Source organism: Treponema sp. OMZ 857 (assembly GCF_024181085.1).
Classification (GTDB): Bacteria; Spirochaetota; Spirochaetia; order Treponematales; family Treponemataceae; genus Treponema.
Map to the genome: position 1 here is coordinate 1,021,208 of NZ_CP051147.1, position 26,882 is coordinate 1,048,089.

A 26,882-nucleotide genomic window follows, 5' to 3' on the forward strand; every position below is an offset into this window, starting at 1 on the left:
AGACTTTACTACCTACAATCTTTTTTATGCAGATAGACAAATAGAACAATTATAAACGACACGGATTGGGCAATTGCAATTCTTAAAAATATCAATTCATCACACCCCGTAGAAGAAACAATATGAAAAATATTAATGATTGTATTATTTACAAAGTGATCACCCATTGCCATATAAATAGAGCCGGTCAATTTTGTTAATAAAGCAAATTTAAATCCGATAAATCCGGAAGCAGTAACCAACAGAATAATATTTACATACATACCTTCAATACTGCTGCTGCCGTCAAAATAGTTTCTTACAGGTCCGATAAAATGCCATAATCCAAACAAAACAGAAGTAATAAGCACAGATATAAAAAATGTATGATTTTTCTCAAGCATTTTTGTAAACAGGCCTCTGAATATCCCTTCTTCCATAATCACATTAATGATATTCCCGATAATACAAATTACAAAAAAGAGTAGTGAAGTTTGATTTCCTATATTTTTATCTACAGAATAAGAACTGACATATAATTGTAATGATTGAAAATTTTTATTTGAAACAGCTATAACAATCTCTATACTATAAGCTAATACATATATACAAATTCCAAACAGCAATCCCATCAATGTATATTTTACAGCTCTATTTTTATTAAATCCGATATCTTGCGTTTTAAAGTTATATAATCTAGCTGCTATGAATAAAACAACTATCCCCAAAAGTTTGTGTAAAAATGCCTCTCCCCAAAATGTTTGATCCGTACGAATAATAAAATACTCTATAAATCGGAATATAAAGCACAATATATAAATCACGAGAACGGCAAATAAGGGTTTATTGATTTTCGTCATTTCTTATTTTCTCCCATGATTTCTTCATCTTCATTCTTATCGGCAATGACAGTTAATCTGCCTTTCCATGATGATAGTGTTAATCTCTTTTTCAAAGTGTTCCTCCCCTATGGCTGATTCATCTAGCTATACAGGATACTATCCTCGTGCCCTGCTCAACAAACCGGTAAGCGTTTCCTCAATAAGCTCCTTCCCTGCAAAATACGTTCCTTGAATGGCAGAACTGCTTCCGCCGCCGCGGCCGTTGAGCTGTTGGTTTAATGTTTTTATGTGCGGTTTTAAATCGATGGCATTGCTGACGATGACGTAATTGTATGCTGCCGGTTGCACTTCTTCCGACTCAACTGCAACCGCTGATAATGCTGCACAGGTGTGCATTTTTCCTGTTGCTAAAAGTAGATTGCAGAAAGAGCGTAGATATTCGATACTGAGATTATCTTCAAAATAAATAGGCACTTTTGTTATGTCTACTACCGACTCCGCTTTCTGTTTCAGATATTTTTCGGTCATCTCGTGCAGCTGCTGCTGTAATTTCCCTTTTTCAGCATTCAATTTTTCCACTGCATCCTGCACTTCGGAGGGCTTCGCAGATAAACAGCGGGAAATAGCCCGTACTTGTGCCATTTCTTGTTCGTATGCAAGAACCGCCTTTCTGCCGCAGAGCACTTCCAAACGGACTCCCTTTTTTCGGTTCGTAAAGTTGAGGATTTTAATCAAACCGATCTCGCCGGTGGCAGTTACATGTGTGCCGCAGCAGGCGCAGGCATCAAGTCCCGGAATGGTGATAATGCGTACGATACCCGAAAGTTCTTTCTTGCTGCGGTATTGCATTGTTTTACGTTCTTCATCGTTCGGAAAGCTTTCTTGTATTGGAAGATTTGCACGGACAATTTCATTGGCACGCTGTTCCGCATCGAGTACCTGCTCGTCGGTCAACGGACCGCTAAAGTCGATGGTGATAAAACTTTCGCCCATGTGGAAACCGACGTTTTCATATCCGTAGGTTTGCGCGAGGATGCCGGTAAGGATATGCTCGCCCGAATGTCCTTGCATATTGTCGCAACGGTTTACCCAGTCCAATACGCCGTGAACTTTTGTTCCGGCAACAAGTTCTCCATCGGCAATATGCACGATACGTTCACCTGCAAATTGCGTATCCGATATTCGGATAGTTCGCTCAGGCTGTCCTTCCACAATAAGGTTGCCTCTATCGCCGGGTTGTCCGCCCCCTTCGGGATAAAATGCCGTATCCGACAGTTCTATCTCATACCCTCTCTCGGTTTTTAAACAAGCAGTTACCGTTGCATCGAATTCTCTGATATACGGTTTCTGGTAGTACAGTGCGTTAAAGTTTTCCATAAATGTTCCTTGTGTCGAATAAGTTCATTATACTCCGATACGGCAATAAATCCAATCATCTTTTATCTGTCGAATATAAGGTAAACGCTTAAAACTATCTGATGCGGTTACCTTCCGTTTGCACAAAATTTTGCATAAAATTTTGTGCTATTTTTTTTAAGAAGGATAAACGCATCAGGTAGAGTAGATAAAAAGCGCAGAAGCAATGGGGTTGTGAGACCATTTGAACCGCGAAGAGGTTCAACTCTGGTTGAACAACCCCATTGCTTCTGCGGGGTTACTAAAAAACGGCATGATGCGTTTATCCTGATATCGAATATGTATTGTCATCCCTGCTAAACTCAGATATAGTAACTGTATTATTGTAGACAAGAAGGCTCTAAAAACTAACTCAGTTGTTAGATATGTCTGGTATGCGGAGGTATTTCTCTTTATGCGGGAAAAGAAAAGTTTTTCTATTCGTAAGAAGCTGCTTATCATTTTCGGAACGTTGATTACGGTAGCCGGTGTTATACAAGGTTCGTTGGCGCGATATACTGCGCAACAAGCCCTTACTGCGCGGGTCAATGCGCATCTTATCGACAAAGTAAACGATATAGCCTTGTTTATTACGAGCGATATTAAAGGGGACTTCAGTTTCTTAAGCGGTTTTATGCGTAATCCGGCAATAAAGGATCCTTCAGTGTCTTTTACGGAAAAAACGCGAATTGTACGTGACGATATCGGATATGCCGACGCTCTCAGTTTTTTTAATATATGCGATACTAAGGGAAACAGCTATTATGCCGACGGTACGGTTAGCTTTGTCGGGGATACGGACTGGTATAAGAGCGCGGTGAGTGGAGTTTCTTTTATCACCGAACCTCATATTTCAACGCTCACTAAAAAACTGGAAGTTATTTTGGCTGTTCCGATGTTAGATAGCGAGGATAATGTTATCGCTGTTTTGGGTGCAGGACTGGGAGGAACTGTTATTTGCGATACCATATCGGAAATCAAAATCGGTAAAACGGGAAATTGCCATATTTTAGGAATGGACGGAACAACTATTGCCCATAAGGATACATCAATTGTTGAAGCGCAACAAAATACAATGGAACTGGCAAAGACTGACCGCTCCTTCGCATCCATCGCAGAGTTTCAGCGGCAAGCGGTTTCGGATTCTTCCGACGGTATCGGTTATTATACTTACAACGGTAAAAAGCATATTGCAGCCTATACGAAAATGCCGGATACGAAGTGGACAATTATTATTGCTGCTCCGGCGGAAGAGTTTCTCGGCGCAATTACGGATTTTCGTAAAATGATCATTATCATCGGTATTATTATCCTTGCGGTAACACTGACAATTATATTTTTTATTGCGGCAAAGATGGTCGCTCCCGTTCAGACAGCGGTTAATGCACTGAAAGATATTTCGCAAGGGGAGGGCGATTTGACCGTGCAGCTTCCTCTTATCGGTAATGATGAGGTAACGCGGCTATCGGAATATTTTAATGAGACGATTAAAAAGATTAGAACCGCTATACAATCTATCGATAGCAATGCCGGAATAATGCGATCGATTGGTGATGAACTGGCTCAGAATATGACCGAGACAGCTCAAGCTGTCCATAAGATAAATGAAAATATCGACGGTGTAAAACAGCAAGCATTGACGCAGACTGCAAGTGTCGGAGAAACGGCTGCAACGGTTGAAGAAATTATCAAAACGATACGTCAATTAAATACCCGCATAGAAAGCCAGTCGGCAAGTGTGTCCGTTTCTTCTTCCGCTATAGAAGAGATGGTCGCCAATATCGCATCGATTACCGATACGCTTGAAAAGACGGACGGGGTTATTAAAACACTCGCAGAAGCGACTGCGGACGGACGAGAGATTATCGTGAATACCGGCAGTGTTACTCAAAAAATTGCCGAGGAGTCCGGCAGCTTAATGGAAGCTTCAAGTGTCATTCAACACATCGCATCTCAAACGAACTTACTTGCAATGAATGCCGCTATTGAAGCAGCTCATGCCGGTGAGGCTGGAAAGGGGTTTGCGGTTGTTGCCGACGAAATCCGTAAACTTGCAGAAGATTCTGCTGCGCAGGGTAAGACAATTACCGCGACGCTTAAAACTTTGAGTGCTGAAATCGAAGGGCTTTCTACGTCTTCAAAAGTTGCCGGCGAAAAATTTGCTACTATTTTTATGCTTTCCGATCAGGTAAAAAATATGAGCACCCGTTTAACCGAGTCGATGAGGGAACAGGAAAACGGGAGCCGCGAGGTACTGGAAGCAATTAAGAATATTAGTGAGGTAACCGTTGAAATAGAAGACGGTTCAGGCGATATGCTGAAAGGCGGAGAAGGGGTCGCACACGAAATGAAAAAACTCGACGGGCTTACTAACACAATCGCAGCAAGTATGAAAGAAATGGCGGCGGCGGCAGTGCAAATCAATAATGCAATTCAAGGTGTAAAAGAAATCACCAATAAGAACAAACGAAGTATCGAAAATTTGGCACAGGAAGTATCTAAGTTTAAAATATAAGAGATGAGTTTTGCTCACCGGTTTTTCTCTTGAGTAATTATGCGGCATAATTACTCAAGAGGCGTTTTTGTGTGCTCTATTTTCCAAGCCGCTTTTTTATTTCCGCAATTAAAGTATTCAGTTCAACGCCGGTGCGTTCGCTCGCAATTTTAATCGTCGCCTTCGGCAGCATGATCCGTGCGAGCGGCGTTTTCAGCATTTTAAACTTGGGGCTGATTTCTTCCATTTTATCTTTTAACGCAGGATAATCTTCAAAGATATCTTTTAAAAGCGTATCGGCGGTAATATCCGCTGCGGAAAGTTTTTTATCCCGCTGCGGAGATTCGGAACTCTGTGTATGTGGCGTACCGGCTGCACTTTTCGCATCGGCGGTATTGGCGTTATGAGATGTAGTCGAGCCTTCTTGGATAACGGTTTGGCCGTTTATCTCGCCGCCTTTTTTCCACGTCAGCAGCGTTTGCGAATCGGTTAGGCTGCGGATATGCGTGCAGTCCTGCATCATTTCGAGGATGCCGCGGAATTTACCGTGTTCGTCACGGACTGCCGTATACAGAATGTAGATAAAGATGCCGGGTTTATTGATCCAAAATTCTGCAGAGTCCTGTTCGCCCGAGCGGAACTTTTCGATAATCTCTTCGACAATATGCACACTTGCCCGCGGGTGACAGTTCTTAACATTCCGCCCGATGACGTTTTTGCTGCGCGGAAACACACGATGCTCCGTATCGGAATAAAAGCAAACGATTTCGTTTTCGTCTACATACGAAAGATCGACGGGTAGGTGTCGGTAAATCAAATTAATCTGTTCGAGTGTCAGCTTTCCTGTTGTTACATCAAAAACGGAACTGGTTTCACTGCCGACATTTAAACCGTGCTTGCGTAATACTGCGGCTAAATCATCCGTTAAAGAAGAAACAGTGCCGGTAGCGCCCTGCGTTTGCGTATCGTGTGCCGTTTGTGCGGAATTGTTTTTAGCTGTTAAACTATGTGCTCCGCTGTCGTTTATCCACGCAAAGCCGATTTCTTTGTCTCCCGACTTCATCTCTTCAAATTCTTTTTCATTGATCATCGCAAGCGAAGTAGGATACAAAATTGCTTCTTCTTTTTGCAGTAAGTCGCGTACATCGGCAACAATCGAAGATTGCACCGCAATAAATTGATCGTCGGCATCATCTTCCAGCAGCTTTCGCGCATCACGGATTTCATCACGGATAAAATTGTCCAACGTCCACATTGTTGTCGTAGGCCGGTCAAAGCCTTTTTTTTCCAAAATGGAATAGAGCTGATTTTGTTTGCGTGATAGGTGTATTCTGAACTGATCCAGCCGGTCATATATGCCGAGCCACTGATTTTTGATAAGCGGATATTGAACAAGGTCTTCAATTTCCAATAGGATCTTTTTGAGCGCATCGTTTTCGCGGTAATAGCACATGATAGGATGATCGTTGGGTAAGTCGGGACGACTCGTATCCATAATGTCCTCAAAAAGCTCAAGCATTTTCTGAATGTCTTCTTTTTGACATTCATTTTCGTCAAACTCTTTAAGCTCCTGTTCTGCGAGGGCAATCTCGTACGGTTTTAAGGAACCGACTTTTTCTTTTAATATCCGTTTGGCATCCGCTAAACCGATTTTGCCTGCATTATAGTCATTCTTCAGCTGAAGAACCGTTTTTATCTTTGCATCATTTACTGAATCTAAATGGCGTTTCATTTCCATAGGTATCCTCCGTATAAAGACTGTAGTTTCTTATTCCTGGAAGCGATAAGAGGTGTCTGTTAGTCTTTATTTACAATAAAGATAAAGAAATACCTGCCTTGCGTCAAGTCAATCTCTTTTGCAAGCCGCACGGAATAGATATAATTGCTTTATGGAAAAACACGATGAACTGCTAAAGCGAGCGCACACTGTGCTTAAAACGACATTCGGTTACAATGAGTTCCGCCCGATGCAGCAAGAGGTAATTGCCTCCGTTTTGTCGGGGCGCGATACGCTTGCCGTTATGCCGACCGGCGGCGGAAAATCGTTGTGCTATCAGATCCCCGCGCTTTTGTTCGGCGGCATTACGCTTGTTGTTTCTCCGCTGATTTCACTCATGCAAGATCAAGTTGCTTCCCTTGTCGAAAACGGTGTGAGCGCCGTTTTTTTGAATAGCTCGCTTGAATGGGGCGACTATCTTGATGCAGTGCAGCGTATTAAGTCCGGAAGTGTCAAACTGGTATACCTTTCTCCGGAAGCGCTTGCGGCGGATCGCACGCAGTCTATACTGCATGATGCAAGCCTGCCGGTCAGCTGCATTACCATTGACGAAGCTCATTGTATCAGCGAGTGGGGGCACGACTTCCGTCCCGACTACTTGGCAATTTCGAATATCCGTGCGCAATTTAAGGATGCGGTTTTTCTTGCGCTTACGGCAACTGCGACGGCACAGGTGCAAGAAGATATTACGGTAAATCTCCGTATGAAAACGCCGGATGTTTTTGTCGCCGGTTTTAACCGCGCAAATATTTTTCTTGAGATACGTCCTAAGCGGAATGCGCTGCACGAGGTCATCGCCTGCCTTGAACAACACAGCGGTGAAAGCGGAATCATTTATTGTTTTTCGCGCAAGCAAGTTGATAAGCTGACCGAACAGCTGAATGATGTCGGCTACTCGGCGCTCAATTATCATGCAGGTCTTTCCGACGAAGAGCGGAGAAATCATCAACAGCAATTTATCCGCGATAAAGTGCGGATTATGGTTGCGACGGTTGCATTCGGTATGGGAATTGATAAACCGAACGTCCGCTTTGTTATCCATTATGATTTACCCAAGTCGCTCGAAGAGTATTATCAGGAGATTGGACGGGCTGGACGCGATGGGCTTGCGTCTCACGCCCTACTTTTATACAGCGCAGGCGATGCACATAAAATTCGTTCGTTTTTTGAAGAGGCCGCGGACAGCACCAACTCCGAACGGCTCTTGCAGGCAATGCTCAGGTTTGCGTCCGCTCGGACATGCCGCCGTCATTTTCTGTTGTCGTATTTCGGAGAGCGGTTTGTTCCGGCGGCAGCCAACGAGAAAGCCGAAAGCCCTGATGCAAAACCGGAAGACATCGGCGGTGAAAACGAAAGCGTTGCCGGACAAATATGTCCTTTTCCATGCTGCGATGTGTGTGCCGCGCCTCCGTCTCCGCTGACAGATGTTACAATCCCGGCTCAAAAGTTTATGAGCTGCATATACCGTACGCAATCGCGGTTCGGGCTTTCGTATATTGTCGATGTATTGCTCGGCTCAAAGCAAAAGCGGATTATTGAAAACGGACATGATAAAGTTTCAACATGGGGAATCGGGCGGGAGCTTTCAAAAGAGGATTGGTTTGCGCTGTCCGATGCGCTCATCTATGCGGGACTTGTCGAAAAAACCGGTGATTACAATGTGCTCATTATAACCGAGAACGGTAAACGGACGCTTGCATCCCGCGCAAAAATCGAACTCCCGATCGAGCTTGTTGGGCAGAGCGGGGTGAATCAAGCAGAATCTAAAAAGACCGGTATTGATTCTAAAAAGAATGATGCTGCACATAAACGAGGTGAATATAAGCGAGGTGAATTTTTGCGCACGTTGAATGAAGATGACGCAGCGTTGTATGAAGCGATAAAAGACTGGCGCAGACACGCTGCCGAGGAAGAAAACGTTCCGCCTTACGTTATATTCGGAGATAGAACAATCGAAGACCTCATCCTTAAGAAGCCGCGCACGGTACGTGAACTGCTGAACGTATTCGGTATCGGCGAAATAAAAGCGGAAAAATTCGGCTCGGCGCTTTTACGCCTTGTGGAAAATACGGGGATGTAACCGCATCACGATGTGTGATGCCATCTCCCGACAAGGCGCACCGTAATCGGGATGGTGCAGATAAGCCCGATGCTTCCGGCGACTGCGCGCAGTACTTCGGAGGCTAAAAGTTCGAGGTTGATAATTTCGGTAAAGCCGTTGGAGAATAGAATAAACAGCAGCAGTACCGGAATGGAGGTACTGACATACGCCAAAATCAGTGTGTTCGACATTGAGCCGATAATGTCTCGGCCGATATTCATGCCGGATTTTATCAGTTGCTTTTTTGATATGTCAGGGCTTACGGAAATAATCTCCCACATTGCCGATGAGATGGACATTGCCACATCCATCACCGCGCCGAGTGCACCAATCATAATACCTGCAAACAACAAACCTTGATAGTCAATCCTACGGTGCTGCGGTATAAAGGCAAGCATTTGCGCGTCCTCGTTTCCAAGCCCTGTCAGCATGAGTACCTTACCGGCAATAAATGCGAATATCCCTGCGATGATAACACCGCCGATTGTACCTATGATAGCCGTATATGTTTTTTTATTGCTGCCGCTGATGATCAGCAGCGTGATAACCGTTGCTGAACTGCATACGGCGAGCGCCAATAAGATCGGGTTAAAACCCCGTATAATGCACGGGAGAAAAATACCGAAAATAAGACCTACGGTAATACCGAGCGTAATCAGTGCTTTAAGGCCATTTTTTTTGCCGACGATAATAAGCGCTGCCGCAAAGATTACGATGAGTGCATAGACTTTTGTGTCCCGTGCACGCTCATAGATTTTTAAGTTTATTATCTTTCCGGTTTCTTCATCTTCGTCCACCTGCAGTATCATTTTTTCATGGACACGGAAGATAAGCCGGTACGGAATTGCCAGTTCAATAGTGTTGCGGACGGTATACACTTCGCCCTTATGCTTGCCGGTTAAAATTTCTATTTTTAAATGCTGATACCGGAAGTCGGATTCAATCGGAACATCCGGCCTGCTTTCCGCAAGGTCATCATATACGATTTCAATGACGCGCGCTTTTACCACCTGATTCTTCGGCAAATTAAGTTGTGTGTCGTAATATTCCGCCAATCCTTTATCTTTTGAATCGGTGTCTGCCTCTGCAAATACGGGGATTTGCGATGTAAGCATATTTGTAAGGATAAAAAAAAAGAAAATAAAAGACCGTTTGATTTTTTGCTGCATGACGAATACCAAAAAGAAAAACAAGCAATGTATGCGAACATACATTGCTTGTTTCATTGTGTATAAGGACTCCCTTTTATTTTTTACTGATATCTTTGATGTAATCCGGAGCTTTCGGCGTAATTGTTTTTGCCGCTTTAATTTCGTCGATTAAAGCATCACGAATCGGAACGTATGTTTCGACGACGTTCGTTGCCTTCGAGAAATCGTATTTATCGCCGCCGGTAAACATAAAGTCGTTGACAACAACCTTATATGTTTTGTTCATATCGAGCGGAGTTCCATCGGCTAATGCGATAGAAGTTACTCTGCTTTCAAAAGGTTTGGTGCCGTCGTATTCAACCTTTAATCCTGCAAACTGTCCGTCTGTGATATTCGGGTTCATAATACCGTGATCAATTGCCTTTTTGATTTCCGAACCGGGAAGATCGAACACTACCAAGTAGTTGTCGAACGGCATAATTTCGTACAGATCGCCGACGGTAATATTTCCCGCTGCAAGCGTTCTGCGTAATCCGCCGCCGTTTTGGATGGCGATATCCGCTTTACCTACTTTCCGCTGAGCTTCGGAAGCCCATACGCCGAGCAAGGTGTTGCTGCCTTTTTCACTTCTTTCGTGGGTAAATTCACCGGCAGCGGTGCCGATTACTTTGCCTAAGATCGGTTTTAAGTCAGCTTCGTATTTTGCATGTACAGCCTTGCCTACTTCATCCTCGACGATAGTGTCTTTACGCTTCCAAATTTCATCCAGTGCAGGCGTAATCGAAGCGATTTTTTTATTTTCATCAAATGTGATACTGAGTTTTCCGACTGCGCGGCCATAGCAGTATGCCTGCATAATCGGCATACCGTCTGCAACTCCTTGTACCGGCCGGTGGCTGTGAGCTGATAATATCGCGTTTAAACCCTTAATTTTAGCAAGGGCAACTGCATTTCCGGTAATTTCTTCACCTTTCTGATCGGAATCGATGTGCGTCAATGCGATGATGACATCCGGTTTCCCTTCTTTTGCTTTTCCGGCTAACAGATAGTCAACCCATTGCTGTCCGGCTTTAACGGGATCAGTAAAGTCCAAGCCGCTGACATGTTCCGCTTTTGTTAAAGTGACCGTGTCGGGATGTGCTAAACCAATAAATGCAACCTTATAACCGCCTTTAGTGATAATCATGTACGGTTTTGCCCACGAGACAGGCTTCTTGGTGTTTTTATCAACGATATTTGCCGCCAAGAAGGTGAAGCCGCCGTCTTTTTGCCATTGGGTCATGTGTTTTACACCCCAGTCGAATTCATGGTTTCCGACTGCACATACCGATACACCCATCGCCTTCATCATTGCGGAAACCGGCGCACCGTAGGTCAAATTGGAAATCGCAGTACCTTGGTAGTTATCACCGCCCGCTACAACAATCGTGTTCGGGTTTTCCCTTTGTGCCGTGTGTACATAGCCGAGCATCTTTGCCATACCGGCATTTCTACCTTTGCCGGGACGGGTATCTTCCGCGACGTTACCGTGGAAGTCGTTAAATAATAGAACGTCTACTTGATTGGCAGGCGCTTTCGCTTCAATGGCACTGTATTGCTTTGATACAGCTGCCGGAGCGGATTCGGTTGTTTTACACGACGGGAACAGCATAAATGCAGCCGCCAGAACAACGAACAGTGTTTTAAAAACTTTTTTCTGTGTCATTTGCATACTCCTTATGTTCTTTAGTGTAAAACGGATAGAAAAAAAATGCAAGGAAAAAAGAGAGAAAAAGTTATAAGGAAAAACCTCTATAAACTATGGCGTAGATAAAAAGATATGGCGTTATTGTATACAGACTGGATTTCTTATGTTAATTAAGAATGATATGCTGTATAATACCGCATATATAGGAATAACATGAAAATAAATGAAGTGCTTAAAAATTTACAGCTCAATTGGCAAACAGAGCTGCAAAAAGATGAATGGTTTTTTGCAAAAGCACGGGATAAAATAGATACTGCATTTACTGCAGAAGATGCTTTTAGCGCTATAATGGAAGTTGTGTTTTTTATACAGTCTGAAACAAACCCCTATTTATGTACCGAATGTGTTGAGCTTTTGTATTCACTTATACGAAAAAGTGATACCACAGAAATTCCTCAAGGCTTCCTTCAAAACCTTCATGTTTTGAAGGAAAAACTCGCAAAAGATACGTACTCATTAAATATCTTACAAGAAATTGAAGCTCACTATAGAATATGAAGGTCGTTTTCGGCCAAAGAAGCTGATCCCCCAACGTTACAGATTGCGGCTGCGAGCGATGGAAAATCTTTTCCATTAATTGGTAAAGAGGGCGTTGATTTGTTTGCTGTATAACGACGTAATCTTATAGCGCATGATATCTTGCTTTGCCGAAAGTTCCACACCTGCTTCAAAAGGTTTAGCAAGGAGCGCAAAACGATTAATCCGTTCAAACAGCTTAAAACCATTTTCATGGTTTATCAACGAAGCAATTTGCCGTTCAAAAAGTTTTTTGATCTCCGGCTTTTCCAGCAGTTCCGAAAGCGAATCTGCGGCTAATCCTTGTTCTGCTGCATAGCTTTTTACTTCCGCTTCATCCGCAACGATGAGTGCGCCTAAAAAGCGCTGATCCTGCCCGAGAACTACGGCTTGCGCAATGAATGGCGATTCTTGCAGCTTCATTTCAATCGGTACCGGCTCGATGTTTTCTCCGCCGCGCAGTACAATCGTATCCTTTTTTCTGCCGCGTAGGATAAGTTCGCCGTCAAGCGTTTTAAATCCGAGGTCGCCGCTGTCGAACCAACCGTCTTTATCGATGACCGCATCGGTTAAATCCTGCCGTTTGTAATACCCCTTCATAACACTGGTGCCGCGGATCATTACCGTACCGAGTTGGCCTACCGGCAATTCTTTCCCGTTGTCATCGACAATCTTTACCGTTGTACACGACAGCGGCTTCCCGATAGTGCCGAATACGGGGCGTCCGAGTGGGCGAACCGACACAACCGGTGCCGTTTCGGTTAAACCGTAGCCTTCGGTAACGCTTACACCGATAGCCCAGAAGAAAGCATCGATATTCGGCGGTAGCGCTCCTCCGCCGGAAACACCTTGGCGGAATCCGGTGCCGAGTTTGGTACGGATCTTTTTAAACACAAGCGCATTGCCCAGCGCATAGAGCGGCAGGGAGAAAAGATAGGGTATAAAGGAAATAATAGGACGGATAACCTTCGTATAAGGCACAAAGTGCGGATTTTGCCCTGTTACATTCCGCGCATGGTGTGCATGGAACAAGCCTACTGCAACGAAAAAGTTGAACAGTTTTTGTTTAATACCGCCAGCCTGCTTCATTGCTTTAAAAACACCGGTGTAGACTGACTCCCATATACGCGGTACCGACGGGAACAGTGCCGGATTGGTTTTTGCGATATCTGCAAGCAGGATGCTTCCCACCGGTTTGGAGTATACCATTCCCGCAGCAGAAGCCAAAATAACGTATTCGCAGAGCCGCTCAAAGCTATGCCATACCGGTAGAACCACAATGGCCTTTTCGCCGGGATAGAGGATAACTCTCGTTTTAAGATCATCCAGCTGCACGGCAAAGTTTTTATGCGTCAGCATAACGCCCTTAGGTTCGCCTGTCGTACCGGAGGTAAAAATGATCGTAGCAACTTCCGTATCGCTGCCTTTTTCCAGCTCCCGTTCAACCGCTTCGGGGTGTTCTTTCCGATATGCCATACCCCGTTCGATAATCTCATCATAGCTGTACATTGCAAAGCGGAAAATGTCACCCTTTGTTTTGAGCTCTTCATCTTGAATATCAAAAGGATCAAAAACAATGAGCGTTTTGAGCAGCGGGAACTGTTGCTGATTTTTTAAGATTTTTATGAATTGATCCCGATTTTCTATGACAGCAGCCGTACATTCAGCGAAAGATAAAATGCGTACTAAATCCTGTTCGGTTGCATCACAGCCGCGCGGAACATCAGCAGCTCCGATCGTCATAATCCCCATACTGGCATGGTACCATTCTTTCCGGTTATCTGCGATAAGGCCGACTCTATCGCCCCGCGTGATGCCGAGGGATAACAGCCCGCCTGCGAAACTCAATACCCGATCAAAAACATCGGTGTAGGAGAGCGGATTAAAATCGCCTTGCTCATTCTTTGAATATTGAGCGGCAATGTTCGGATGCTTTTTTGCAATTTGTTGCAACAATTGCGGCATTGTGATGTCGTTCATGCCGAAACGCTAGCACAAAAGAAAAAATCAGTCAAGTAAAAGGTAACCTCATCAGACGGTCTTCGGATATTCCCGCAAAATAAAGAGGATGTTCAAGACGTATGATTGACGGCAAAGAGGTTTCCTCTTACAATGAAAAGAAAAGGAGCTAACGTATGGATGATTGTATTTTTTGTAAGATTACTAAAGGTGAAATTCCGTGCATGAAAATTTATGAAGATGAATATACGATTGTCTTTATGGATATTGCAAAAGATGTTGACGGTCACATGCTGGTTGTCCCCAAAAAACATGTTACGAATATCTTGGATGCGGATGAAGCAACGCTCCATCATGTAATGGATACGGTAAAAAAGATCGCCAACCATTGCGTAACTGACTGCGGATATGAAGGTATCAATATGCTGAATGCAAATAACCAATGTGCAGGCCAGACTGTTTTTCATTTGCATATACACCTTATTCCGCGGAAATCAGGTGACGCCGTTCCGAGTTTCCCGAAATTCGGCGGAGCTGTACACCCGCTCGAAGAAACGTATAAAAAACTCAAGATGTAAAGCGCACCGCTGCCGGATCGGAGATGTTTTGGAGATATTTGGGGCGGTTGACAAAACTCACAATATATGAATAATGCTTCAAGCATGAGTGCCGATGCAATTAGTCTTTGTGCATATGCGAAGATTAATATTCATCTAAAGGTTCTGGCAAAAAGAGAAGATGGGTTTCATAACCTTGAAAGTATTTTTCAGCGTATTTCAATAGCGGATTATCTTTCCATAACACAATCAAGCGATTCGCACAGTTGTACGGTTGAATCTCCTTTGTTGCCATTGCCTGCTGATAACACATTGACTAAAGCATGGAAAGTGTTTAAAGACGCGGCGGGAATCAATGCGGGCATAAGAGTTCGGTTGATAAAAAATCTTCCTGCAGGAAGCGGTTTGGGTGCAGGGTCATCCGATGCGGCTGCCTTACTGAAGGTTGTAAATGAGCTTTTTGCGATGCCGTTAACCGATTCTGAGTTGATAGATCTTGCTTTACAAGTCGGTAGCGATGTGCCGTTCTTTCTTAGGGAGGCGGCAGGAATCGTGTCGGGACGAGGAGAGGTTTTTGAGCCGATACAATCCCGTACTGACTGTTTCGGTATCTTGATTTGGCCGGATGTGCAGAGTTCAACGAAAGAAGCTTATTCGCTTTTGGATAAACAAAAGGGAATGCTATCCGGCGAATATGAAGCCTGGGGATATGAAAAACTGATAAAACAGTATCATGATCCGCTTGGGAAATGGTGCTTTGTAAATGATTTTCAACCGGTGCTTGAGCAGCGCTACCCCGTTATCGGTCGTGTGCGTAACGAGCTCTGCGAACAAGGTGCGGAATTTGCACAGATGAGCGGTTCCGGTTCCGCTGTTTTCGGGTTGTTTAGCTCTGAAAATCTTATGGCTTCTGCATTCAAAGTCTTGGCAAAAAGATGGAGCTGGTGTAAACCGTTTCTTTTACTTGCCTAACAAGACTTTACGGTGTATAATGGCTCTACCGTAAGGAGGGGCATAGTATGACGATCACTGATGTCCAGATCCGGAAGACCGTAGCTGAAGGCAAATTAAAGGCTTATGCAACCGTTACCTTTGATGACTGCTTCGTACTGCATAATGTGAAGCTTATTGAAGGCGAAAAAGGTGTTTTTGTTGCAATGCCGAGCCGTAGAACTAAGACCGGCGCGTACAAGGATATTGCTCATCCGATAACACCTGAATTCCGATCGGTACTGCAAGAAAAGATACTTTCCGCATACGAGGCTTGTGCAGAAAGCTAGAACCGATGGTATGCAGATCGGTTTATAACAATAGGAAAATTACCATGCATGAATGCATGGTTTTTTATAATGGGACGTCGGCAAGTGGTAAGCCAACGGCTTTTGGTGCCGTCATTCCGTAGGTTCGAATCCTACCGTCCCAGTCTGAAGGAGATACGGATTATTTTGTTGCAAAATAATCCGTGTTGACTTTATATGAATGTAAATATAAAAAAGGGGCTTTTCATACAGAAGGAGCCTCTTGTTTGCTTTATATGCAAAGGAGTTCCTGATTATGGAAGAGAGAGTTTTGACAGCCTGCCGCCGAACAGATTTTGGAAAAGCTGCTACTGCAAAATGCCGTAGGGCTAATCGTTTGCCTGCCGTTATTTATGATAATGCGGGGCATTCGACAGCTATTGATGTTCCCTATCGCGATTTTGAAAAATTATTCAAAACAGTTACCGAAAGTACGCTTATTACCGTTAAAGTTGACGACAAAGACGAGTTTGAAGTTTTTATCAAAGATTATCAATATGATATCGTAAACGATAAAGTTTTCCACGCAGATTTCTACGCTGTTGAACGCGGTCAGTTGTTACGGACTAAAATTCAGATTCGGCTTTCCGGATCTCCTGAAGCATGCCGTCAAGGCGCCGTTTTGGAAACCGGTATTGCAGAACTTGAGGTTGAATGTTTACCGCGTAACTTGCCTGAGCGCATCGTAGTCAATGTTGAAAAACTCGGTGCTAACGAAGCAATTCACGTTCGGGATATTAAAGTTCCCGAAGGTGTTAAGGTTTTGACTGATGCTGATTTAGCGGTTGCAATGGTTAAATTTGCCAGAGAAGAAGCCCCCGCTGTTACGGATGAAGCTGCAGCTGATGCAGCTCCGGCTGCAGGCGCTGCTCCGGAAGCAAAAGTCTAACCTTCTTATCAAAGTGCAGGTCTTACACCTGCACTTTTTTTCTGTTCTGTTCTTGTCTTTTCCTCAAAAACGCTTTATTGTTCTCAGTGTATGTATTCTCATCCGCTCGTCGATGCCGTATTTAACAATCTTAAACCATTTTTAACACATATTCCGTGTCGCTTTCTTCTTGCGTGTTCGGGCGGTGCTGATTCTACGGCATTACTGTTAGCCTTTCATCGATTACAGACGCGGCTTCGCTGCCGATTAACCGTAGTTACGGTTAACCATAATATCCGCGGTGCGGAAGAAAGCGCCGCCGATTCAGCCTTTGTCGCCGAGCTATGCAGCCGTCTGGATCCGCCGGTATCCTGTGTAGTCGCGGAAATCCCCGCTGGAGAAGTTGCGCGTTATGCAAAGGAACGAAACAGGGGAACCGAAGATGCCGCACGTACGCTGAGATACCGGCTTTTTGAAGAAACCGCCGCTTCCGTTGGTGCCGACTATATTGTAACGGCGCATAACCGTAGTGATGTATATGAAACGGCGCTGATGCGGCTCTTCCAAGGCGGCAGTACGGCAAGTTTATCCATGATGCCGGTACGGCGCGGACGGTATTTACGCCCGCTTATCACGGTAGAACGGAGCGATATAGAAGCCTTTTTACGGCAGCAGGGTATCAAATGGCGCGAGGATTCCACCAATGCGGAAGATACGTATCTGCGCAACCGAATCCGGCACCATCTAGTACCGGCATTGGCTGCGGCCTTCGGCGGGTGGCGCACCGGGCTGGATAAAACGTTGCAGCGGATTAGTCTGGATCGTTCGTTCTGTGAAGAAGCATTGATAACTGCGCGCAAAACCTTTATCGGCATAGCCGGTGCAACCAACGCGGGCGCCACGGCTGATTGGGAGCAATGCAAACACGGTGCGCTTGCAATCGCGGCGGATTTCTTCGATTCGCTCCATTCTGCGCTGCGGCTTAGGGTACTTGAACAAGGGTGCCGCCGGCTCGGTATCGGGACACGGGTTCCGCTGGGCATACTCCTTAGGCTTTCGTCCGAACATACGGAAGCGCCGGAAATATTGAAGGGAGCGAGGCAAGAAACAGCGGCAGCTTTGGATGTATCAGACTCACCGGCAGTATCGGAGGAATCTACGTCTGAAGCATCGACACTGCCGGATGCATTGATTGTTCAGGAAAAGCAACCGGATACTCGCTCAAAGATTGCTGCTGCCGGCGCTCTTCGGGTGGAACGCCGCGGTGATCGTATCCTTCTTTTTGACAGTACTGCCTATCTTACGCTGTATAGTCAAAAGTCATATAGTTTGACCATTCCGCAATGCGGCATATATGCGTATCCTCTGGGGCAGTTGGAGGTTTATCAAGCTGACAACGGTATCTTTGTGCGGGATAGTACGGAGAAAAGCAGCGGAATAGGCCCTTTTACGCTCCCCATTTTCGTCAGATCTAGGCGTGGCGGCGATCGGATTCAAATGAAATCCGGAAATGTAAAAGAAGTAAAAAAAATTTTAAATGAATGGCAGGTTGATTCACTTGCCCGCGAACTTTTGCCGATTATCATAGAAGATACTTGTATTCGGAGGCGTACTCGTATACGCGCCTTGTATGGCAGCTTCCTTGGATATAAAAACTGGTTTGTGGAGGAACAATAGAATGCTCAAGCATATAAAACGGATGATTCCGCTTACAGAAGCGTTGTTTATGCTATTACTACCTGTTACTGCGGCTTATTCGCAAACAGTAAACCGTGAACTGCAGCAGATTAATACCTCGTATGCACTGCAATATTTACAAAAAGCCGCGGCGCTCTATACCGATGCAAACTATGCGGAAGCTCTTGAATACACCGAAAAAGGCATGACTTTTGACGATTCCTTTGCGGACTTTTTTTATTTAAAGGCTCAATGTCTTCTTCAGTTGAACGGTACTCGTGCACAATGCCTTGATGCCGCGGAAACGGCATTGACTTCGGGATTAAAGTTGCGTATCTATAACCGTGATAATCTCGTTCTCCTGCTTGCCCGCCTTTATACTGAAACGGGACGCTACAACGAAGCAATTCAAGTGTTGGATTCGCTTTCCTTTGATTCCGCCGACCGTGACTTTTACCGCGCTTCTGCGCTCTATGGGGTAGGACGTGACGGGCAGGCGCGGGATGTAATCGAAACTGCGTTAAACCGTTGGAGTTTTGATGTTCGGTTCCCTCGGCTGTTCTTTTTACAAGAGCGGGATAAAGTGATGACCCGCGCGGGGAAAAAACTTGCCGACTCTCTTTTGCAGCAACTTTATGTCTGGATTGAACAGGAGCCGTCTCTGGCAGTGTATGCCGCTCCCTTTGATCCTAACCCGCAAGAAAACAGCCGCCGTTTAAAAGTGTATCGTAATATGCACGCAGTAGTCAATCAAAACCTTGATGCACGGACGCAGCTTGCCGCGGTGCTTGCGGAGCTTCGGTATGGCGTTATCGAAGAAAAGACCGCTGTCGAAGAATTTTTTGCCGTAACCGTTGCCGCTCATTTGCCGCAAAGGGAAAATGGTAAAGCGCCCGTGTCCGCCTTGTATTCCGATCAGCTGATTGAGTTGTGCCGGCTGACCGGTACGGACGCTATGCGGAAAGAGATTGGCAACCGCCTTAAAAGTTTTAGCGGCGTGCTCTTAGAGGACGATAACCGTGACGGCATCTCCAACGCGGCTGTTTTTTTTGAACAGGGACGCCCCGTATCGGCTTTTTTCGATCTCAATCAGGATGAGGTGTATGAATATCAGATACAGTGCAATTTCGGCGCCCCTGATCGTATCGTTACGCCGAAGAACGGTTATGCCGTTCAATATGACAGCTATCCGGCAGTGCATTCGATTGTGCAAAAGACGGAAAAGCGGGAATATATCATGCGTCCGCTTGCACTTCGATGGGAGCCGGTTGTTCAGACCGAACTTGATTTAAGACTGCGCGATACCGATGCAGAGGCTCCGGCTTTCTTTACGCTGCGGTTACGCAACAATGCCCGCCTCCTGCAAGAACATGATTTTATCTTTTCGGTATTATATAGCGAAGAACCTTCACCGTTGGATACAAATGCAGTTATGCGGATGCACTTTGAAGACGGCCGGATTATTTCGGCTGAAATCAAGACGGGAACACAAACGCTTGCTCTTGCTCGGTATCGGAACGGCGTACTTGCACAAAAAGAGTATGACTATGACGGCGACGGATTTTTTGAGGTGCTGGAACAATACGGCAAACAGGGAAAGCTCGATAAAATTTCGGTTGATATCAATAAAAATAAGTTGTTTGAATATTATGAACTTTACAAGACGGACGGAACGGTCATAAAAAATTGGGATGAAAATGAAGACGGAACACCGGAAATTCAGTATACGCAGTTTCCGTCGGGAAATGCTCAGACGGTGTGGAAGCACCGGTATTCGGGGTTACCGGTTTCGGTATACTATAAAAAAGGAACACCGGAACGCTTGACTATCGGCAAAACAAGTATGCCGCTGATAAAAGATCCTTCATATAATGTATACTGGCTCGAAATGCGCCCCGCTTTTTCCGATAAGGTAGCCGAAAAACTGATAGAGTTGTTTAAGAATACCGATTCCAATGTAGAAGGGCGGACGGTGATAATCGGAAGTTATGAGCTTTATGCCGTCCGCTCCGAAGGCGTCGTGTTCGTTCAAATGTTGCGCGTTCCCGTTCGGGCCGCTCCTGTGAAAGCTGAGGGGCAAAAGTGAGATTGAGCCGGTTTTTGTATAACATATCCGCGCTGATTGTACTTTTGGTTACTTTCGGCGCCTGTACCTCCGTTACTCCCTCTTTTTCTCAAAGCGTCAATTACACGGACGGCCGCAGTGTGATACGGGAGATTGAAGCTGTCCGCGGTCTTATTGCAGAAAAACCGCTCGATGCCCTATTGCGGGCAAAGCGTTTAACACTGTATACCGAACGTACCGATGAAATAAACACATTGTATCAAGACTCCAAGAGTGCTGTTGAAGAATTGTTTTTTAGGGCTGTCGAAAACGGTACATGGGATGAAGCGCTCAAAATATTCCGATCACTCACTGCATTAGGACATACGCCTGCACAGTGGAGTGAGGAAAAACTTGTGTCAGCGCAGCGGAATAAATGGAAAGAAAAGAAATTTGATGCGCTGATTCAGGATAGTGCCCGATTATCAGACGGAGTACATGATGCGCCGTCGTTGGAAACGGTTCGAAAGATGATGAAAGGAACCGTAACGGTGTGGGTAGACCGCGGTATGACGATCGAAAAAGGGTTGGGGAGAGCCGACCGGATGATCGGTTCGGGCTTTTTTATCGACGCTAACGGCTATCTCATTACAAACTATCATGTTATTCAAAGCGAAGTTGATCCCGAATACGAAGGATTTTCCCGTGTGTACATCAAGCGTGCGGAAAATCCTACGGTGCGGATACCGGCAAAGGTAGTCGGCTGGGATACGACATTCGACCTTGCGCTTCTTAAAACGGAGATTAATCCCGAAGTGTATTTTCAGCTCGGCTCTTCGGAAGACTTAAACATCGGCAGTAGAATCTATGCGATCGGCTCGCCCGCCGGATTGGAGCAGACGCTTACTTCCGGTATCGTGTCGGCGCAAAACCGGCGTCTTCTGTCTTTAGGCAGCGTATTGCAGATTGATGCGCCTGTTAATCACGGCAGCTCAGGCGGGCCGATTATCGACGAGGCGGGCAGGGTACAGGCAATTGTGTTTGCCGGTCTTGAACGCAACGAGGGCTTAAACTTTGCGATACCGGTGGAACTGCTGCGGCTTATCCTCCCACAGCTCTATGCGGGCGGTGAAATCGTCCATGCTTGGATGTCTTGCTATGGCGTTTCCGTGAAGGAATCGCCGCAGCAGGCGGCAGGAACGGAACTGGTCTATGCAGTGCCGGGTTCCTCCGCGTCTGTTATTCCCGCCGGCGCCGTTATTACTCATCTGAATGGGCGGGCGGTTCCCAGCTTGGAAGCACTGCAGGCCGAGCTGATGCGGTTGAGCGCCGGTACTATCATTAAGGTTTCAGGCTATGCGCCCCTGCATACTCCTGCCGCGAATGCCGCTCGTACTACCGGCTCAGATATCGCTGCAAACGTCAGTATCGCCCCCGATGCAATCGCCAGCTCAACAGGCAATACCGAAAATGCAAATGCCAGCACTATGCCTGATGCAATCGGCAATATGGGCGGGGCGGAACAAGGCGAGCACCGTTGGGAAAAAACGCGGCAGGATTGGTACGTACAGCTGGAAGCCCGTCCCAAACAGCCTGCCGAGCTGGTGTATCGTAAGGATAGCCGTGCGCGGGCTATGCTGCCGGTGTATGGTATGTATCTTGAAAGTGCCGGCGGAAGAAAGGCTTTCCGGATAACGGAAGTTATTCCCGGCAGCTACGCCGATGAAACAGGCTTTTCCGCCGGAGATTATCTTGAAATCCGTGATATGGAAGTACAAAAAGCCGAGGATGCGCTGTTCACCCGGATTTATACCAAACGCCGGAAATCCGCTTATCTCGATACCTTTATGAACATCTGGGCATACCTAGACAATCCGTCATATTTTTAGAAATAAAAGCAACCGCATGAGAAATATTTAAAGCGATTGCTTTCTTCTTATGCCTTATGCGAAATTTTATCCAAAATTTCGCATTTTTTTCAACAGATGGGAAAACACATCAGGCAGAGTAAATCGGAATCGCAGAAGAATTGAGGCTGTGAGACCATTTGAACCGCGAAGAGGTTCAACTCTGGTTGAACAGCCTCAATTCTTCTGCGGGGTTGCTAAAAAACAGCCTGATGTGTTTTCCTTAGTCGGTTACGTATTGTTTATAGTCTCCGTAGCCGGCGGCATCCATTTCTTCGTAGGGAACAAATCGTAACGAAGCTCCGTTGATACAATAGCGCAAGCCTGTTTTATCCTGCGGGCCGTCGTCAAAAACGTGGCCTAAATGTGCGCCGCCGGTTTTTGAGGTAACTTCAATCCGTTCCATACCGTGGCTACTGTCGTGCGTAAAATCAACCGCCTGCGAGGTAATCGGTTTGGTAAAGCTCGGCCATCCGCAGCCTGCATCGTATTTATCGCTCGAAGAAAAAAGCGGTTTTCCCGTAACAACATCAACGTAAATTCCCTTTCCTTCAAACTTATCATACTCGCTGGTAAAGGGACGTTCGGTTGCTTTCTCCTGTGTTACACTGTATTGCAGCGGTGTCAGCCGTTCCTTAATCTGTTTGACATCCGGCATTTTGAACTTCGTTTCGTCATGCAGGGGTAGGGATGCAAGGCTTAAATTGATATGACAGTACCCGTTGGGATTTTTTTCAAGATAATCTTGATGATAGTCTTCCGCCAATACGAAATTCCTCAGCGGTTGCGTTTCTACTGCAAGCGGGCGTGCATATTGTGTCTGCATCCGTTTTAAAAAAGCGTGAATAACCGGCACATCTTTCTTATCGGTGTAGTAAATGCCGGTACGGTATTGCCTGCCGACATCATTTCCCTGCTTATTTACGGAAAGCGGGTCAATGATGCGGAAATAGTGTTCCAATAGTTCTTCGAGTGCGATAACGCCGGTATTATAGGTTATCTTGACGGTTTCGGCATGATCGGTCCCATGTATGTGCTGATAATCGGTTGTATCGGTTGTGCCGTTCGCATATCCCGTATCGGTTTCAACGACACCGGCAATCCGGCGGAAGTATCCTTCAACACCCCAAAAGCAGCCTCCCGCCAAATAAATCTCTTTTATATTCCCCGCTGTTACCATAGGTGTTCCTCCGTTTTTGTTTTCATTCTGCGGTCTATGTCTTTCCCCTGCTTGTGCTTTCATACAGCTGCAGAGAGTTAGAGCAATGCAGAGCGGCACCGCTAAATGAATACGTTTATAAATTATCATCTTGCTTTTCAGCTCCTTGTTATACCCAAGAGGGGGTATCCGATCGAAGAATGGTATGCCTTGGGGATGTCTTAAAAGTTGGTTACTTTTTCGATATCCCCAAAAGACAAACTAATTTTTTATAGTAGATAAAAAGCTGTAATACCGGGTTATTCTTGTTTTTTCTCCAGCGACTTTAAAGCATTGAGCGCCGCTTTGGAATCCTGCTGTGCAACAGCAATCAGTTCAATGATGTGCGGGTATTTTGCCAAAAAGTCTCCCCATTTTGTCAGCCGGTCTATCTGGAATTGTTCCGAAGCTGCGTATTGTGCTTCTTTTGCCGCAGTTTCTGCCAAAAGCATTTCGCGCTTCTGTTCATACGTGTTATAAGCCTGTTCTGCAATCTTATAAGTATGAATATCGGGGATGGTGAGTTTGGTTAAGGTAACGGCTTCGGTAGAAAAGTCTTCACCGGTTGTTTTTATGAGTTCGTTTTTGAGCTTTTCCGAAAGTGTATGATAATCGGTTTTTACTTGCTGATATTCGTAGGGATTGTCGATCAGTTCCGAAACATACCGGTACATAATTGTCTGCAACGCCGCGCGTATATGCGAATCGATATACGAGTCAAGGGCTTCTTGCGTCTGTATGGTGTTTTTTTCGATAATTGATACCAACTTTTCAGGTTTCAGCGTAACGAGGGCATCGATACCGAATGCCCACGAAAAATTATCTTTTGTATTCAATATTTTAGCGTATCGGTCTGCCGACGGGAGCGAACCGTCCGCCGCGTAATTTACTTGCCGGGGCGTTAGGTCAAATACCAGTATCCGTGCATTCGTAGGAACAATCCGCTCCCATCGCCAGGTAAAATTTCCGGGCATAATCGCTTGGGGGTAATAGCCTCCCGACTTTGACAGCATGACACCGTATTTTCCTGCAGGAACTGAGAATTGCGTCCATCCGAAAAAGAACACTGCTCCTGCACACGCGAGTACAATTACTGTAATAATACTTACCTTTTTCATAGTCATCATCCTCTACAGCCGGCTAGACTTTAAACTTGCCGACTTCATCCGTTAAGTTTTCGATACTTCGTTTATTCTTCTGCGTTATGTTATTGACTTCTTGAACGGCGTTATTGATCTGCGCCGCTCCTATCGCCATTTCGTTCATGCCGTCGGTAATGATGCGGGTAAGATCATCCAGTTTTCGCATTTCTTCAGCAACGCTTTCTCCGCCTGTTAGCATCTCCTCGGAGCCTGCCTGTACCTCTATCGTTACCGTATTGATATTCTTGATAGCGGTTAATACTTCTTTGCTGCCGTTTTCCTGTTCGCGCATTGCCTGGGTCAGGCTATCGCTCATGTCCTTCACTTGTCCCGCTAGGTTAAATATGGCATTGAATTTCCCTTCTACGGTCTTGGAAGATGCTGAAAGTGTTTCGATTTCTCCGCTGAGCATTTTAAGGGTCTTTGTAATATTTTTGCCTTGAGCCGCGGAATCTTCTGCCAATTTGCGGATTTCATCTGCGACGACGGCAAATCCTTTTCCTGCTTCTCCTGCATGAGCGGCTTCGATGGCGGCATTCATTGCGAGCAAGTTCGTTTGGGATGCAATATGCTGAATAACGCTCGATGCTTCCATCAGCGAGCCGGATTCTTCGGCTATTTTTTGTGTTACGGTATTCGAGGTTACAAGCGTTGCTTTACCGTCGTCGGTTGCGGTTGTCAGGCTTTTTACTGCACCGTTTGCCTTTTCGAGCGTACCGGTAATGGAGGCGATGTTGGCCACCATCTGCTCAATCGAAGATGAAGACTGTGCAACGCTTGCCGCTTGCGTTTGGATACTGGTGTTCAGCTGCTTAATAGTACGGACAATTTCCTCGACGGTTGCTGCCGTTTCGTTCACACTTGCCGCTTGGGTTAAAGTCTGCCGCTTTACACCTTCGATATTGGCACTGATTTGATTCACTGCACTTGCGGTTTCTACCATATTATCTGCAAGTTCATTGCCGATAGTTTGCATCTCAGCGCTATTTGTCCCGATCGATTTTATTGCATGAGCGATCTTTTCAATGGTTTGGTTAAAAAATTCGGATAAATCGGTAATTTCATCATTCCCCGTAACCGGCAGCCTAACTGTCAAATTACCTTCGCCTTGTGAAATATCCTTTAATGCATATACCGCTGTTTGAATAGGTTTGACCAGCTTCGCAGCCACGAGATACACGATAAGCAGCGCCCCGATCAGTATGAAGAATCCGATAGTGAGCATAGAACCGGTGAGTGAATCGACCGTTCCCATAAATTCGTGATAGGGTGCATTAACAACGATCGTCCAGCCTGAGATATTGCTTTTTGCGTATGCAGCTATTTTTGAAATGCCTGCATATTTATAGTACCCGACAGCGGGCTTTTGTGCTTTTAAGGCGATTTGTTCGAATGCCCCAAGGCTTACTAAGTCCGGATCGGTTTTAGCCAATTCGGAGGCATTAAAAAGCGCTTCTACTAAGGGAAAGTCCCTGTCGGCAATGGTAGTCCCCGTTAAGCCCATTATGTAGCAGAAGCCGCTTTCACCGACAACGATATCTGCGATATTTTGTGCAAGCAATAATCCCTTGACATCGGCTGAAAGGACACTATGAATATGGTGATTTTCATCGAATATCGGTACAGCGAGGGTGATGACGAGTGTTTCCTTTATTCGCTCTCTATACGGTTCCGAAATAAAAGGAGTGCCTGAAAGGGCTGCCTGAAACCATGCTCTGTCACCTACTTGGGTTGTATTTCCGGGATAATAGAATGTACCGTTCGGATCGGTTACATGCAGTTCAATAATTTTACTGTTTGTCTGGGTTTCTGCTTGTAAGAGTACAGCCCGTTCTTGATATGAATATGCAGGATCGGTTAAAAAAGGCATACGTGCAATACCGTTAAGGAATTGATAGAGTGCGCTTATTCTTCCGTCGATGATGTTTGCAACATCTACTGCTTTGTCCGTTAAATGCGTTTCGACTTTTTCGGTTACCGCTTTGCGTGCAATCAAGTTTGCCAGCACTGCTTCGGTAATGCCGGCAAACAGCACAAGAAGGCCGAAAACAAGGATGAGTTTATAGCGGATTGAAAACCGTTTCGGTGTTGTTTTTGCCATAGTGCTAAGACTCCTTTCCAAACATGGATTTTATTTTTTAACCGATTACAAATTAACGGGGTCTTACGGTAAAATTATTATCCGCCCGGCTCTATAATAGTAGATGTATTCTATTCCTTTTGCGTATCA

19 protein-coding genes and 1 tRNA gene are annotated in these 26,882 nt (G+C 45.4%); 11 read left to right on the forward strand and 9 right to left on the reverse strand.

The annotated features are described in order from the left end of the window. Positions 1 to 8: 8 nt before the first annotated feature. Both E4N66_RS04770 and E4N66_RS04775 read right to left on the reverse strand, forming a co-directional pair. The gene (locus E4N66_RS04770) at positions 9 to 839 is read right to left on the reverse strand and encodes a CPBP family intramembrane glutamic endopeptidase (RefSeq protein ID WP_253729160.1); all 831 of its coding nucleotides are present in this window, start codon (positions 837 to 839) and stop codon (positions 9 to 11) included. Between the two features lie 138 nt (positions 840 to 977). Beyond that, positions 978 to 2,198 (reverse strand): alanyl-tRNA editing protein, encoded by a 1,221-nt coding sequence (locus E4N66_RS04775; RefSeq protein ID WP_253729161.1) that lies wholly within the window; start codon positions 2,196 to 2,198, stop codon positions 978 to 980. 433 nt (positions 2,199 to 2,631) lie between these two features. Here E4N66_RS04775 and E4N66_RS04780 point away from each other — a divergent pair, with 433 nt between their 5' ends. Further along, on the forward strand, positions 2,632 to 4,731 hold the full coding sequence (locus tag E4N66_RS04780; RefSeq protein WP_253729162.1) for a methyl-accepting chemotaxis protein: 2,100 nt from the start codon (positions 2,632 to 2,634) through the stop codon (positions 4,729 to 4,731). Between the two features lie 76 nt (positions 4,732 to 4,807). On the opposite strand, the gene E4N66_RS04785 is transcribed toward E4N66_RS04780, so the two are convergent. Then, positions 4,808 to 6,448 carry a PAS domain-containing protein gene (locus E4N66_RS04785; RefSeq protein ID WP_253729163.1) on the reverse strand — a complete coding sequence of 547 codons (1,641 nt, stop codon included), beginning with the start codon at positions 6,446 to 6,448 and terminating at the stop codon, positions 4,808 to 4,810. 151 nt (positions 6,449 to 6,599) lie between these two features. Here E4N66_RS04785 and E4N66_RS04790 point away from each other — a divergent pair, with 151 nt between their 5' ends. Beyond that, positions 6,600 to 8,567 carry a RecQ family ATP-dependent DNA helicase gene (locus E4N66_RS04790; RefSeq protein ID WP_253729164.1) on the forward strand — a complete coding sequence of 656 codons (1,968 nt, stop codon included), beginning with the start codon at positions 6,600 to 6,602 and terminating at the stop codon, positions 8,565 to 8,567. Positions 8,568 to 8,572: 5 nt separating this feature from the next. On the opposite strand, the gene E4N66_RS04795 is transcribed toward E4N66_RS04790, so the two are convergent. Continuing rightward, positions 8,573 to 9,703, reverse strand: coding sequence for a YibE/F family protein (locus E4N66_RS04795; RefSeq protein ID WP_371922459.1), 1,131 nt, complete (start codon positions 9,701 to 9,703; stop codon positions 8,573 to 8,575). Positions 9,704 to 9,833: 130 nt separating this feature from the next. Next, positions 9,834 to 11,444 (reverse strand): 5'-nucleotidase C-terminal domain-containing protein, encoded by a 1,611-nt coding sequence (locus tag E4N66_RS04800; protein WP_253729166.1) that lies wholly within the window; start codon positions 11,442 to 11,444, stop codon positions 9,834 to 9,836. Positions 11,445 to 11,639: 195 nt separating this feature from the next. On the opposite strand from E4N66_RS04800, the gene E4N66_RS04805 reads away from it, so the two are divergent. Next, positions 11,640 to 11,984, forward strand: a complete 345-nt coding sequence (locus tag E4N66_RS04805) for a hypothetical protein (RefSeq protein WP_253729167.1) — start codon at positions 11,640 to 11,642, stop codon at positions 11,982 to 11,984. A 75-nt stretch (positions 11,985 to 12,059) separates the two neighbouring features. On the opposite strand, the gene E4N66_RS04810 is transcribed toward E4N66_RS04805, so the two are convergent. Beyond that, positions 12,060 to 13,982, reverse strand: coding sequence for an AMP-dependent synthetase/ligase (locus E4N66_RS04810; protein ID WP_253729168.1), 1,923 nt, complete (start codon positions 13,980 to 13,982; stop codon positions 12,060 to 12,062). Positions 13,983 to 14,137: 155 nt separating this feature from the next. Here E4N66_RS04810 and E4N66_RS04815 point away from each other — a divergent pair, with 155 nt between their 5' ends. The 8 genes from E4N66_RS04815 (at position 14,138) to E4N66_RS04850 (ending at position 22,294) form a co-directional block, all read left to right on the forward strand. After that, positions 14,138 to 14,539: an HIT family protein gene (locus tag E4N66_RS04815; protein WP_253729169.1), complete on the forward strand. Its 402-nt coding sequence runs from the start codon at positions 14,138 to 14,140 to the stop codon at positions 14,537 to 14,539. A 66-nt stretch (positions 14,540 to 14,605) separates the two neighbouring features. Beyond that, positions 14,606 to 15,490: a 4-(cytidine 5'-diphospho)-2-C-methyl-D-erythritol kinase gene (ispE, locus tag E4N66_RS04820; protein ID WP_253729170.1), complete on the forward strand. Its 885-nt coding sequence runs from the start codon at positions 14,606 to 14,608 to the stop codon at positions 15,488 to 15,490. A 47-nt stretch (positions 15,491 to 15,537) separates the two neighbouring features. Next, complete coding sequence (gene spoVG / locus E4N66_RS04825; protein WP_016523359.1) at positions 15,538 to 15,798, forward strand: septation regulator SpoVG; 261 nt, start codon at positions 15,538 to 15,540, stop codon at positions 15,796 to 15,798. A gap of 70 nt (positions 15,799 to 15,868) precedes the next feature. Then, a tRNA-Gln gene (locus E4N66_RS04830) sits at positions 15,869 to 15,941 on the forward strand. A 131-nt stretch (positions 15,942 to 16,072) separates the two neighbouring features. After that, positions 16,073 to 16,705, forward strand: a complete 633-nt coding sequence (locus E4N66_RS04835) for a 50S ribosomal protein L25 (protein WP_253729171.1) — start codon at positions 16,073 to 16,075, stop codon at positions 16,703 to 16,705. 90 nt (positions 16,706 to 16,795) lie between these two features. Then, entirely contained in the window at positions 16,796 to 18,361 is a 1,566-nt protein-coding gene (gene tilS / locus E4N66_RS04840) for a tRNA lysidine(34) synthetase TilS (RefSeq protein WP_253729172.1), read from the forward strand. Between the two features lies 1 nt (position 18,362). After that, on the forward strand, positions 18,363 to 20,447 hold the full coding sequence (locus tag E4N66_RS04845) for a tetratricopeptide repeat protein (RefSeq protein ID WP_253729173.1): 2,085 nt from the start codon (positions 18,363 to 18,365) through the stop codon (positions 20,445 to 20,447). 14 nt (positions 20,448 to 20,461) lie between these two features. Then, positions 20,462 to 22,294, forward strand: coding sequence for a S1C family serine protease (locus E4N66_RS04850; protein ID WP_253729174.1), 1,833 nt, complete (start codon positions 20,462 to 20,464; stop codon positions 22,292 to 22,294). Positions 22,295 to 22,535: 241 nt separating this feature from the next. Here the strand turns inward: E4N66_RS04850 and msrB are convergent, their stop codons facing one another. The 3 genes from msrB to E4N66_RS04865 all read right to left on the reverse strand — a co-directional run bounded on the left by msrB (position 22,536) and on the right by E4N66_RS04865 (position 26,753). After that, positions 22,536 to 23,633: a peptide-methionine (R)-S-oxide reductase MsrB gene (gene msrB / locus E4N66_RS04855; protein ID WP_253729428.1), complete on the reverse strand. Its 1,098-nt coding sequence runs from the start codon at positions 23,631 to 23,633 to the stop codon at positions 22,536 to 22,538. 137 nt (positions 23,634 to 23,770) lie between these two features. Next, positions 23,771 to 24,628, reverse strand: a complete 858-nt coding sequence (locus E4N66_RS04860) for an SPFH domain-containing protein (protein ID WP_253729175.1) — start codon at positions 24,626 to 24,628, stop codon at positions 23,771 to 23,773. A gap of 22 nt (positions 24,629 to 24,650) precedes the next feature. Then, positions 24,651 to 26,753 carry a methyl-accepting chemotaxis protein gene (locus tag E4N66_RS04865; RefSeq protein ID WP_253729176.1) on the reverse strand — a complete coding sequence of 701 codons (2,103 nt, stop codon included), beginning with the start codon at positions 26,751 to 26,753 and terminating at the stop codon, positions 24,651 to 24,653. Positions 26,754 to 26,882: the final 129 nt, after the last annotated feature.